10 protein-coding genes are annotated in these 13,584 nt (G+C 28.8%); 6 read left to right on the top strand and 4 right to left on the bottom strand.

Going from position 1 to position 13,584, the window contains the following annotated elements; genetic code table 11:
- The first annotated feature begins 17 nt into the window (after window positions 1-17).
- Window positions 18-2,414 (top strand): TonB-dependent receptor family protein, encoded by a 2,397-nt coding sequence (locus AC3ATN_RS05280; protein ID WP_487532188.1) that lies wholly within the window; start codon window positions 18-20, stop codon window positions 2,412-2,414.
- Window positions 2,415-2,431: 17 nt separating this feature from the next.
- Here AC3ATN_RS05280 and AC3ATN_RS05275 read toward each other — a convergent pair whose 3' ends face one another.
- The 4 genes from AC3ATN_RS05275 to AC3ATN_RS05260 form a co-directional block, all read right to left on the bottom strand.
- On the bottom strand, window positions 2,432-3,730 hold the full coding sequence (locus AC3ATN_RS05275) for a cryptochrome/photolyase family protein (RefSeq protein WP_487532187.1): 1,299 nt from the start codon (window positions 3,728-3,730) through the stop codon (window positions 2,432-2,434).
- Window positions 3,731-3,804: 74 nt separating this feature from the next.
- A complete protein-coding gene (locus tag AC3ATN_RS05270) occupies window positions 3,805-4,245 on the bottom strand; it encodes a winged helix-turn-helix transcriptional regulator (protein WP_487532186.1) in 441 nt (146 codons plus the stop codon).
- Window positions 4,246-4,441: 196 nt separating this feature from the next.
- Complete coding sequence (locus AC3ATN_RS05265; RefSeq protein ID WP_487532185.1) at window positions 4,442-5,212, bottom strand: hypothetical protein; 771 nt, start codon at window positions 5,210-5,212, stop codon at window positions 4,442-4,444.
- Window positions 5,213-5,274: 62 nt separating this feature from the next.
- On the bottom strand, window positions 5,275-6,288 hold the full coding sequence (locus tag AC3ATN_RS05260; RefSeq protein WP_487532184.1) for an NAD(P)/FAD-dependent oxidoreductase: 1,014 nt from the start codon (window positions 6,286-6,288) through the stop codon (window positions 5,275-5,277).
- Window positions 6,289-6,432: 144 nt separating this feature from the next.
- Here AC3ATN_RS05260 and AC3ATN_RS05255 point away from each other — a divergent pair, with 144 nt between their 5' ends.
- From AC3ATN_RS05255 to AC3ATN_RS05235, 5 genes are all read left to right on the top strand, one after another.
- Complete coding sequence (locus tag AC3ATN_RS05255) at window positions 6,433-7,692, top strand: aminotransferase class V-fold PLP-dependent enzyme (protein ID WP_487532183.1); 1,260 nt, start codon at window positions 6,433-6,435, stop codon at window positions 7,690-7,692.
- 30 nt (window positions 7,693-7,722) lie between these two features.
- The gene (locus AC3ATN_RS05250; RefSeq protein WP_487532182.1) at window positions 7,723-8,757 is read left to right on the top strand and encodes an alkane 1-monooxygenase; all 1,035 of its coding nucleotides are present in this window, start codon (window positions 7,723-7,725) and stop codon (window positions 8,755-8,757) included.
- A 189-nt stretch (window positions 8,758-8,946) separates the two neighbouring features.
- Complete coding sequence (locus AC3ATN_RS05245) at window positions 8,947-10,383, top strand: pyridoxal phosphate-dependent decarboxylase family protein (RefSeq protein WP_487532181.1); 1,437 nt, start codon at window positions 8,947-8,949, stop codon at window positions 10,381-10,383.
- Between the two features lie 10 nt (window positions 10,384-10,393).
- Window positions 10,394-11,617, top strand: coding sequence for a mechanosensitive ion channel family protein (locus AC3ATN_RS05240; RefSeq protein WP_487532180.1), 1,224 nt, complete (start codon window positions 10,394-10,396; stop codon window positions 11,615-11,617).
- A 22-nt stretch (window positions 11,618-11,639) separates the two neighbouring features.
- On the top strand, window positions 11,640-13,584 hold a 1,945-nt coding region (locus tag AC3ATN_RS05235), incomplete at its 3' end, for a zinc-dependent metalloprotease (protein WP_487532179.1).

Genomic DNA, 13,584 nt, shown 5'->3' with positions numbered 1-13,584 from the left:
TATTGTTATTTATATTCTTGATCAAAACATCAATTATATTTTCTCAAAAAACTATCGAAATATCAATTAATTCAATAGATGCAGGGTTTGAAAAAGAAATAGTTGAGATTTATGATAAGAAAATTGGTTTATTAGGAATCACAGAGATAGGTAAGGTTTTTAAATTTAAATTAAAGGACAACAATCCAACTACTATTATAGTTATATCAATGAATCATCCTCTCATTGAAAAAGATATAGATCCCAACAAAAATTTAAAAATATCAATTGTATTACCTAGTCGTATTCAAAACTTATCAGAAGTAGTAATAAATGCAAGAAAAAAAAGGATTTTTAAACTACGAAGACTAAAAGACTTTGAAGGAACATCTGTCTTTGCTGGGAAAAAGTCGGAAGTTATAAGTCTTGAAGAATCTTTAGCCAATGTTGCTAGTAATAATTCTAGACAAATATATAGTCAAATTGCTGGGTTAAACATATTTCAAAATGACGATGCAGGTTTACAGTTAAACATTGGAGGAAGAGGACTCGACCCTAATAGAAGCTCAAATTTTAATACCAGACAAAATGGCTATGATATTAGTGCTGATGTACTAGGTTATCCGGAAAGCTACTATTCTCCACCTGCGGAAGGAGTTGACGAAATACAAATTCTTAGAGGAGCAGCATCGCTTCAATACGGTACACAATTTGGAGGATTAGTTAATTTTATAATGAAGTCTGCAAATAACTTCAAACCCTTTGAAATAGTTAACAGAAACACCATAGGGTCAAATAATTTGTATACAAATTTTACTAGCATAAGTTATTCTAAAGAAAAAATAAAAACTTATGCATTCATAAATTATAAAAAGGGAGATGGTTTTAGAATAAATTCAGAATTCAGATCAATGAATCTATTTTTAAAAAGTGTTTATCAAATAAATAAAAATTCTAAGATTAGTGCAGAAATTACATATCTAAAGTATTTGGCAAAGCAGGCGGGTGGATTAACGGATTCAATGTTTGAACAAAACCCATATCAAAGTAATAGATCAAGAAATTGGTTTGGGGTTAATTGGCTACTTTATAATATTGTTTATAATTATAATTTTTCAGAATCATCAAAAATTTCAGCAAGTTTTTTCGGATTAAATGCATCTAGAGATGCCCTTGGGTTTCGAACTAATAGGGTAAGTCAAATAGACGCGATGGAAGAACGTGATTTAATAAAAGGAAAATTTAACAACTATGGATTGGAAGTAAGATTTCTCAATAATTACAAGCTTTTTAATAAAAAAGCAATTTGGGTAATCGGTAGTAAGTACTATAATTCAAATAATACATCTGAACAAGGTCCAGGTTCTAAAGGTATTGATGCAAATTTTACTATTAAAACTGGGGAGTTTCCTTTTTATAATTTTCAATCAAGCTATAGGTATCCTAATAAAAATTTATCTTTTTTTTCTGAAAATATCTTTTATTTAAATGATAAGTTATCCATAACACCTGGAATTAGATATGAATTTATTAAAACTGAAAGTGATGGGTTTTATAAAAGAACAAATCAAGATGCTGCAGGAAATGTTATTTTTGATGAGTTAATAAATAATAGTGAAATACGAAAAAGAAATTTTATATTACTTGGATTAGGATCGAGTTATAAGTTGTCAAATAGTTTTGAAATATACTTTAATATTTCAGAAAATTATAGATCTGTAACTTTTGCTGACATAAGTATTTTTAACCCAGCATACTCTATTAATCCTAATATATCAGACGAAAACGGATCTACTACTGATATTGGGATCAGAGGAACATATAAAGATTTTATTTCTTATGATTTAAGTGGGTTTTTACTAGCATACAACAATCGTATCGGTTTTGTTCAAAGGGTAGCATCAAGTGGAAATGTTAAAAGTGAAAGAGGCAACGTGGGTGATGCTGAAATATTTGGCTTTGAATCTATTATTGACCTTAATCTTGCTAAATTATTTTTGAAAAATAATGATAATATAATCCTCAATTACTTTATTAATTTTTCTTCAATAAGCTCTGAATATATTAACTCAATTGAACCTGGAGTGAAAGGTAAAAAAGTTGAGTTTATTCCAGAATTAAACATAAAAACAGGTGCTAAATTTGGTTTTAAAAATATCATGTTTGGATTTCAATACACTTATTTATCTGATCAGTTTACAGATGCATCTAATGCAATAAAAAGTAATTTAAGTGGAGTTATAGGTATGATTCCACAATATGATGTTTTTGATATTTCAAGTTCATACTCAATAAAAAATTTTAGAATTGAGTCAGGTGTAAATAATTTATTTGATAATAAATATTTTACAAGAAGAGCGACTGGATATCCAGGACCTGGAATCATTCCTTCTTCACCAAGAACTTTTTATATAACACTTCAGTATAAAAGATAGTCTTATTTCAGTGAGTTTTAATCCAATGCACTTTTATAAACTTTTAGACAGCGTTCTCTTGCATATTTATGGTCAATAATAGGTTTCGGATATTTTGGTTGGTTTAACTCAGGTATCCATTTTTTAATATATAGTAATTCTTTATCAAATTTTTTAACTTGCTCATAGGGATTAAAAATCCTAAAATAAGGAGCAGCATCAACTCCAGAACCAGCTACCCATTGCCAATTCCCTATATTACTGGATTGTTCATAATCTAAAAGTTTTGAAGCAAAATATGCTTCACCTAATCGCCAATCTATTAATAAATGTTTACAAAGAAAACTACCAACCACCATCCTAACTCTATTGTGCATATAGCCAGTATTGTTTAACTCCCTCATCCCAGCATCTACAATTGGGTAACCTGTCGTGCCGGAACACCAATTTTTAAAATCATTTTCATTATTTACCCAGTCAATTCTATCATATTTAGGCTTAAAACTTGATTTAATTGTATCAGGAAAATGCCACAATATTTGCATAAAAAACTCTCTCCAGATTAATTCTTTTAAAAAAGTCTTATTATTTACCTTATTTGCCTGATTTACAAGCTGTCTTATACTAAGCAAACCAAACCTTAAATAAACACCAAGTTTAGAAGTATTATCTAGTGCTGGAAAATTTCGAGTTAATTCGTATTCATTTAAAATATTTTCATTGAATTTATAATTTGGAATAATAATTTTCGGTTTCTCAAAACCTAAATCATTAAATGATAAAAATGGAAAAGAATGTTTTGAAGAAAAGTTTTTTAAAAGTTTTTCCGAAGGATTGTCTATGTGACCTTGCAATTCATATTTATTTAACCATAGTCTTGAAAAAGGGGTGTATACTTTATAGGGAGAACCGTCCGATTTAACGACTTCATTCTTTTCGAAAATTACATGATCTTTATAGGAATCGTATTGAATATTGTGGAGTTTTAAAAAAGAAATAATTTTACTATCTCTTTCTCTTGCATAAGGCTCATAATCGTGATTAAAAACAATTTTTTCAATTGAATATTCTTTAATCAGTTTACTAATAATTTTTAATGGATCTCCTTTAAAACAAGCAATATTTGTTTCATAATTTTTTAGAATATTATTCATTGACTCAAGAGCATCATAAATAATTTTGATCCTCGGATCATTATTTGGTAGTTTATCGATAATATTTGAATCGAAAATAAATATTGGGATTACACTTTCACTTTCACTCAAAGCATTAAAAAGACCAACATTATCATTCAACCTTAAATCTCTTCTAAACCAAAATAGTGTATGTCTACCCATAGAGAATGTGTGATGAAAAATAAAAATTTTTTTTTGGTAAAGCTAAATAATAAAATGAATTTTTTCTGATAAATTTATGATCTCTCAAGAGAATTGTCAAAAATTTCTTTACGAATTTTTTTATAATGAGAAACGCTTTTCAAGACTAACTCTTCTGGTGAATTTAATTTAATATCCTTTATCCACTTTATTGAACCAGGGCCAAAATTTTTAGATAAATTTTTACTGCTCCATTTAACCATCTCCATAAGAACAGGGTAAGCATCAATTGCTCTATCTTCCATATAATAAAACTTTACTTTTTTATTTGAAGGACTAATTTTATAATCAATAAGATTGTCTTTCATAAGTGACTTAAGTCGATTAGTCAAAATATTAGAAGCTATCCCTTCAGGACTAGTTAGAAAATCATTAAAAGTCTTTTTACCTAGAAACATATCTCTTATTATGATCAAAGACCATTTATCACCGAAATGTTCTAAAAAATTCGCTAAAGCACAATGACTTCTGTACACAATTTTTATAAAATTAATTTTTAAATATAAAATATTAAATTAACTTTTATACCTGAAAATCAATATTATAGGTCGTATTATTTAGTATATAATAATTCTAAATAATATTAGCTGACCTAAAAATATTAAGAAAATTGTATTAAAAAAAGTAAAAAGACCTCGTCAGTGAGGTCTTTTTTGCTTTACTTTTATTGAATCAGTTTGCTTTAAAAATAAGCTCCATCTCAGCTGTATCAAATCCTTTTCTTGAAGCCATCCCTACTTTAGCCAATTGATTAGAGCTAAAATCTGAAGGAAAATCTATAGTTGCACCTTTGACATTACGGTTAAATATAATATGTGTCAGGTTTTGGTATGCATTCTCAGTTCTATTAATAATTCTATTAAACTCCCAATTCATATGATTTCCTGAAAGAATATTTTTTTCCCAAATTGGTCTATAGTATTCCATTTCAAACTGCTCATAATCTTCATTAAGTTGCTGAGCTGGAAAAACTGTGTAAACATTCCCAACAACATGAGGGTTTGGTTTAGTATAGTATATATTCTCCATTACATAACTTCTGGTATCTTTTCTTGGATTATCATCTGCAGGTATGGATGCCATCATTCTCTCAATTTTCCTTGAAGACATTTTTCCTTTATATGCATTTTTTGCAATTTCTAAATAACCGTCCCAAGTATCGGCTTTCATCTGATCTAGATCCTTGTAAGTACTTAAAATCATGTAATCAACCACCCCTTTATCTTCAATTTCGCTCAAATCACCTACACCACTATTTTTTAAAATGTACCATCCTGACTTTTTTCCACTTTTAATAGCTGCTTGTTGAATAGGAACCATAAAAGCCTCAATAGCTTCATAATCTATTTCTCTACCATCTTTAACTTGGATAATATCCATATTCAAAATTTGAGCATTTGAAAATAATGGTATAATAAATAATACTAATAATATATTTCTCATAAGATCAATTTAATTGTTTTTTGAAAGTTATAAAAAAAATAGTTAAGAATTACAAAACCTAGTTAATCAAAACCCTGAATTCCTTGGACTGTAGTATATTTCATAACTACTTTTTTATTTGGATTTATTTTTTTGTAAGCAGATTGAACTGCTAAAGTAGCTTCATGAAATCCACATAAAATCAGTTTTAGCTTGCCTGGGTATGTGTTAACATCTCCAACTGCATAAACACCAGGCACATTTGTTTGAAAATCGAGGGTGTGATCAACTTTAATAGCATTTTTTTCTATATCAAGATTCCAATTTGCAATTGGCCCCAACTTGGGGGATAAACCAAAAAGAGGAAGCCAACAATCTAAATGGTATTGTATAGTATTTCCATCACTATTTTTAATAATAATTGATTTTAAAGAGTTTTTACCCTCTAAGGATATAACTTCAGAATTAGTGTGTAAATCAATCTTACCATTTTCTTTGAGACGATATATTTTTTCAACTGAATCTTTATGAGCTCTGAAGAATTCACTTCTATGGATTAATCCAACAGATATTATAGTGTTTTCAGCAAAATAGATAGCCCAATCTAAGGCAGAATCACCACCTCCAGAAATAAAAATCTTTTTTTCTTTGAAGAGCTTAGGTTCTTTCACAAAATAATAAACACCTTTATTTTCATATTTTTCAATATTTTCAATTTTAGGTTTTCTTGGCTCAAAACTACCCAAACCACCTGCGATAAATATAATTGGAGCGGTATGTTTTGTTCCTTCACTTGAGGTAACTATAAAACTTCCATCTTCATTTTTTGAGATTGATTCTGCTCTTTCACCAAGAGTAAAACCAGGCTTGAATGGCTTGGCTTGTTCCATTAAGTTATTTACTAATTCTCCAGCTAAGACAGATGGGAACCCAGGAATATCATAAATAGGTTTTTTAGGGTAAATTTCTGATAACTGTCCCCCCGGGGAAGGAATAGCATCAATTAAATGACATCTTAGTTTCATTAACCCAGCTTCAAAAACAGCAAAAAGACCAACTGGCCCAGCACCAATTATTATTATATCAGTTTTAATCATACAGTCATAAAATATTATTTACAAATATAAATCTATTAACTTTTATAGCTCAAAATTTTATCCAACTTTTTATATCCTTATTTCATAAATAAAATGGTTTGTTTTAAAATAATACCAAAGAGTATTTTTTCTTAATTTTAAAAAATGATTTCAGAAATAAAAATTTCCCAAACTTTAGATAAAAAGGATCCACTCCGTAGTTTCAAAAAAGAATTTATTAATACTGAAAATGAAATCTATCTTGATGGAAATTCGCTAGGAAAGCTTCCTAAACAATCAAAAATGATATTACAAAATGTTGTTGAAAATGAATGGGGGAATAACCTAATACAAAGTTGGAATGATTACTGGTTAGAAACGGTAGATAGAATATCATTTAAACTTGAGAAACTTTTTAAATCATCTAAAAATGAGATAATTATTGGTGAATCTACCTCTGTTTATTTATATCAAATATTATCTTCTTTGATTAATTCAAACAAATACAATACCCACTTTATTTCTGATAATTTAAACTTTCCATCGGATTTATATGTTATAGATGGAATATGCAAAACAAAAGAAGGTTGTACCTCAACAATTGTTGACTATGATTCTGATATTGAAGCAAATATTGATTTATTAAAAAAATCAATAAAAGAAAAACCTGGGATAGTATGTCTTAGCCTTGTTTCTTACAAAAGCTCTTGGTTATACCCAATGAAAGATCTAAATAAATGGGCTTATGAAAATAATAGTATAATAGTATGGGATCTAAGTCATGCAGCAGGAGCTGTGAATATTGATTTTAAAGAAACAAATACTCTTGTAGCTGTTGGATGTACTTATAAGTTTTTAAATGGAGGGCCTGGTTCTCCGGCTTACTTATATGTAAAAACAAACTTATTAAATTCAATTAATAATCCAATCAATGGATGGTTTGGTCACTCTAATCCTTTTTCCTTTTCAAAAGATTTTGATCAAGATAAAGGAATTAAGAAGTTTTCCAATGGTACTCCTAATATACTGTCAATTGTTCCAATTGAAACTGGCGTTGACATAATATTGAGGGCTAAAATTGCAAATATTGAATTTAAAAGTAAAAAACAATCTGAATATTTGAAAGAATTAATTTTTAAATTTTTAATACCTCTAGGTTTTAAATTTGAAAGTCCTATTAATTCATTAAATAGAGGCTCCCATATTTCTATTTCTCACACAGAATCATGGAGAATATGCAAATCTTTACAATCTGGATCGATTAAAATCATACCAGACTATAGACCTCCTAATTATATAAGACTAGGTATTTCTCCGTTATATACATCATACGAAGATCTTACAAAAACTGTTTTTAAATTAGCTCAAATAGTTAATAATAAAGAATACTTAGAACATACCAAGGCAAGACCCGTAGTTACATAACAAAAACATTAATTATATTTATAAAAAAATATGTTGGACGATCTAAAATATTTATTCGCATACACGATTCCTCTTTCTGCATTTATTGCAGTTTTTTCAAATGGAATCATGACATTTTCAACCCCTATTTATGCTTTTATTTTGATTCCAATACTAGAATTATTAATAAAGGATCACGATATTAATTATAATGATAGTGAAAAAGAAAAAAAAATAACAAATTATCTTTTTGATGTTTTATTATACATTAATATTCCTTTAGTTTTTATTTTATTGTTTTTTGGTTTGTATAATTTAACACATACATCACTATTGATTTATGAAAAGATTGGGATACTCTCTTCTTTGGGTATATTACTGGCTACAAACGCTATAAATGTTGCGCACGAACTTGGCCATCGCATGTCTAAACTTGAAACAACACTTTCTAAATTATTACTTATTCCTTGTCTTTATATGCACTTTTATTTGGAGCATAATCTTGGACACCATAAAAATGTTGCAACCCCAGAAGATCCAGCTACTTCAAAATTCAATCAAAATCTTTATAGCTTTTGGATTACATCTGTTTTTAATCAATATATTAATGCTTGGAAAATTCAAAAAGAAATCTTAAAAAGGAATGGTCACAATTTTTTTTCTTTAAAAAATGAAATGTTATTTTATATTGTAATTCAATTTACTTACCTATTTCTGGTTTTTATTCTTTTTAATCTTTACGGTTTGTTATTTGCTATTATTTTGGGTATTCAAGCATTTTTATTTCTAGAAACGATAAACTACATAGAGCATTATGGACTTCTTAGAAAGAAACTTCCTTCAGGGAGATATGAGCGAGTTCAACCACATCATTCATGGAACTCAAACCATTTAATAGGAAGGATTGTTTTATATGAACTAACCAGACATAGCGATCATCATTTTAAATCTTCTAAAAAATATCAAGTATTAGAAAATAAAAAAAATAGTCCACAACTTCCTTTCGGATATCCTTCGTGCATAATTTTAGCATTCATACCTCCACTTTGGTTTAAAATAATTAATCCAAGATTAAAAAATTTATAAATCGCAATAGAGATTTGCTGATCCATAAAATTAGTTTAACGATACATAATATCCAATTAAGCTAATTTTATTAAACTCACTAAAATTTATCAGAATACCCATTCATGTTTTCTAATCTATTTTAAATCCGTATACTTTTAATTATTTTATGATTAAACTATATTTACTAAAAATTATATTTATTTATAAATGAAGACTCAAAAGACAATTGCTGATGTTGGCCAACTTCTAGAAAACCACATAAATAATAGTGTAAACAAAAGAACAAGTGCTCTAAATCAAATAGCTCCAGAATTAATTGCTGATAAATTAAAACTTAAAGAGCGTATAAAGACAGGCTTTAAATCTAATACTGATATTTTAGATTTCGTGACAAACTATCTTGAAAATTCTAATCATCTCAGTCATCCACACTACATGGGTCATCAAGTTCCAGTTCCACACGATTTAGCTGGGATTCCTGAGCTAATTCATGGAACAATAAATAATCCTAGCTCTTTATATGAAATGGGTCCTTCTGGAAGTACATGCGAAGGGTTTATGATTAACTGGATGTTAGATAAACTTGGATGGCTAAAAAACAAGGATTTTTATGATTTTAAATTTGAATCTGGTCTTCCTAGTGGAGTATTAACTCATGGTGGATCAGTAGCAAACCTAACAGCACTTACTGCTGCAAGATCATCTGTAAGTCCTGACTCTTGGAATGAAGGAAATCCTTCAAACTTAGTTGTAATGGGTTCCGCTTCTGCTCATTATTCAATTCTAAGATCATTATCAATTCTTGGTCTTGGTAAAAAATCTTTTATACCAATACCTGTTGATGAAAATGAAGTTATTGATGTTAGTAAACTTGAGTCCATATATAAAAAGCTTATTCATCAAAAGAAAAAAGTAATGTGCTTAATAGCAAATGCATGTGCCACGTCTACAGGGTTATTTGATCCGCTCGATCAAATGGGAGAGTTTTGTGAAAAATATAATATTTGGTTTCATGTTGACGGTGCGCACGGTGCAGCAGCATTGGTGAGTAAAAAAAATATCAAATTAGTTAAAGGAATTGAAAAAGCCACATCTTTGGTATGGGATGCTCACAAGATGATGAGAGTGCCTTCACTTTGTACCGCGGTTTTATTTAAAGATTTTAAACACCAAGCAGGGGCTTTTCAACAAAAAGGTTCCTATGTTTTTCATAATAATGAAGTTGTTGGTATGGATTCTATGGCATACACAGTTGAATGTACGAAATCAGCACTTGGCACTAAATTATTTTGGGCTTTTGCAATTGAGGGAGAAAAAGCTATTGAAGATTTTATTGACTACACTTTTGATTTATGTTACAAGTTTTATAATATTTTACTAGAAGAACACGATTTTGAAGTTCCATATGAACCACAAAGCAATATTCTTTGTTTTAGATATATAAAATTTTCTAGAGATGATGAGTTTCAATTAAAACTACGTTATAATGTTATAAATAATAAATATTTTTACATTACATCATGTGAAATGAACGGAACTAGATACTTGAGGGTAGTTTTACTAAACCCTTCAACCAATATTACTCATTTGAAAGAATTACTAGTTGAAATTAAAAAAATAGCTAATATCTTGACTAACCAATAAAACTACAATTATGTATTTATTCTTTTTAAATCTATTTAAAAATCAAGGATTAAGCGACTCATTATCAAATTTTTTAAGTTTGACTAGTGTTATTTTAATAATCGCAATTATTACATTAATTCTTTCGGCATTATCAAGAAATATAATAAAAAAATTATTTAATCAAATAGCTAAAAGAACTAGCTCAGACTTTGATGATTCTCTAATAAAAAATAAAATACCATCTCTCTTAGGTTACCTTCCCCCTTTATTTTTTTTAATAATTGAATTACCTGAAGTACTATCTAGTATTCCAAAATTAGTAAAAATTATATCTAATTTTTTAGAGGCAATAACGGCTTTTCTAGCAATATTAATAATACGAGGTTTTTTAAAATCCTTAACAGATCAACTTAGAAAGTATCCGCTTTTAAAAGACAAACCTCTTGAAAGCTACCTTCAGGTTTTTATGATTTTTATATGGTTTATTGGTGGAATAGTAATTTTATCATTACTTACAGGAAAAGAGATTGGTGTTTTTCTGACAACCCTTGGGGCTCTTTCAGCTGTAATACTTTTAATATTTAAAGATACATTATTAGGGTTTGTAGCTAGTATTCAAATAACCATAAATGACACTGCAAGAATTGGAGATTGGATTACAATGGGTAATTCAAATGGAGATGGTGATGTGATTTCAATTAGTCTTTCTACTGTTAAAATTCAAAATTTTGATAAAACAATAACAACAATCCCAACCTATAAATTGATATCTGATTCATTTACTAATTGGAGAGGCATGAGTGAATCTGATGGAAGAAGAATTAAAAGATCAATACTAATTAAAACAACTTCTATAAAGTTCTTAAATGATTCCGAAATTGAACCACTAAGAAAAATACATCTTTTAGAGTCTTTTATAATTAAAAGAGATGTGCAAATAAAAGAATATAATAATTTAAATAATACAGACAAAGAACAACTAGTTAATGGTAGAAATTTTACTAATATTGGGTTATTTCGTGCTTACGTAAAAAACTATTTAGAACATCATTCGAAAATAAATCAAAATATGACAGTTATGTGTCGACAACTATCTCCGGGCCCAACTGGTATCCCTTTAGAGATATATGCTTTTATTTCAGATAAAGATTGGTCAAATTATGAAGAAATTGTATCTGATATTTTTGATCATCTTTTAGCTGCTCTTCCAAGTTTTGAATTAGAAAACTTTGAGTTTAATTCTAAATATTAAACTTATGTTGAAAAAATTTTTAATGCTTATCATATTTATAAATTCAACTTTTTTTTATGGACAACAAAAAGTTAATAAAAAGCCAATTGACAGCATTACAATGAATATGAATGAATCTCTTGGCTTCATAAATACTTATCATAAAAACAATAAACTGTATATAGAAATCAATAAAAATTCATTGGGAAAAGAGCTTTTAATGGTGACTAGATTTTCCCAATATCCAGGTGACTATTCATCATACATAAATGCTGGATCTAAAACTGCTGAAAATGTAATTTCATTTATACTTAAAGGCGATAAAATAGTTTTGAAAAAAATTGCCTACTCAAATGAAGCCTCAGAAGAAGATCCCATTCAAATAAGCGTTATTAAAAACAACTTCCCCCCTATTCTTGCTGTTTTCAAAATTGAAAATAAAGATAAAGACAGGTATTTAATTGATGTTTCAAATTATTTCATGAATGATTCACCTGGCTTTAATTTAATTAGAAAGTCCGATAAGGAAAGATTTAAAATCGGGGGGCTTGATAAAAAAAGAAGTTTCATTGACAATGCACATAGTTACCCCAAGAATATCGAAATCAAAAACACATTAACCTATTCAGCAAATAATCTTTCTAGATCGAATAATTCAAAAACTTTAAGTTTTCAGATAAATCATTCTATAATTTTATTACCTGATACTTTAATGCAAGTAAGATATTTGGATGAAAGAATTGGATGGTTTAGTCTAAAAAAAATTGACTATTCTTCAGATAAATTAAAGTCTGACGAATACAGTATAATCAGAAGATGGAAATTAGAGCCAAAAAATATTGAAGCCTACAACAAAGGGGAACTAACCGAACCTATTAAACCAATTATTTATTATTTAGATCCTGCAACTCCAATCAAATGGAGACCGTACTTCAAAAAAGGTATTGAGGATTGGAATATTGCATTTGAAAAAGCAGGTTTTAAAAATGCAATTATAGCAAAAGACCCCCCAACTAAAGAAGAAGATCCTAATTTCAGTCCTGAAGACATAAGATATTCTACAGTTAGATATGTTGCCTCTAAAACCAGAAATGCAACTGGACCGAGTGTTTCTGATCCAAGGACTGGTGAAATATTAGAAAGTGATATAATTTGGTATCATAATCACTTAAGATCTTATAGGAATAGATATTTATTAGAAACTGGGGCTGCAAATCCTAAAGCAAGAACATTAGAAACTCCAGAAAAAGAAATTGGAGAAATGATGAGAAGAGTTATTTCACATGAGGTTGGACATGCTCTTGGGCTACCCCATAATATGAAGGCTAGCTCTGCATATCCTGTAGATTCACTGAGATCAGGAGATTTTACTCAGAAAATGGGAATTGCTGCAACTATTATGGATTATGCAAGATATAACTATGTTGCCCAGCCAGGCGATGAAAATATTCGTTTTGTAAGGAAACTTGGCCCATATGATGATTATGCAATTGAATGGGGATATAGATATTTTTCTAATAAAAATGAAAATGAAATAAAGAATAATCTGAATAGATGGGTCGGAAACAAAAACTTAAACCCTATTTATATGTTCGGGTCGTATGGAAATGATCCAAATTCACAGACTGAAAATATCGGAAATGATCCTGTAAAAGCAAGTAATTATGGATTAATGAATTTGAAAATTGTTTCAAAAAATTTAGATGAATGGACAACCATTGAAGGTGCAAATTATGAGGATTTAAATGAATTATATGGAGAACTAATAGGCGTTTATAGAAGATATATCTATCATGTAATTTCTGTTATAGGTGGCGTCAATCAAACTATAATTAATAAGGGCCAAGCTGCAACACCTTTCAAAACTGTTACAAAAGATCAACAATTAGTTGCCCTAGACTTTTTGAATAAAAACTTATGGTCCTCTCCAATTTGGCTGTACGATAAAAATATTGTAGTCAATTGGACAGTAGGCTTTGAAAGTTTGC

It is taken from the genome of Candidatus Marivariicella sp. (assembly GCF_983056325.1).
The sequence above is the reverse complement of the archived record's forward strand: the minus strand, read 5'-3'. Positions and strand labels throughout refer to the sequence as shown.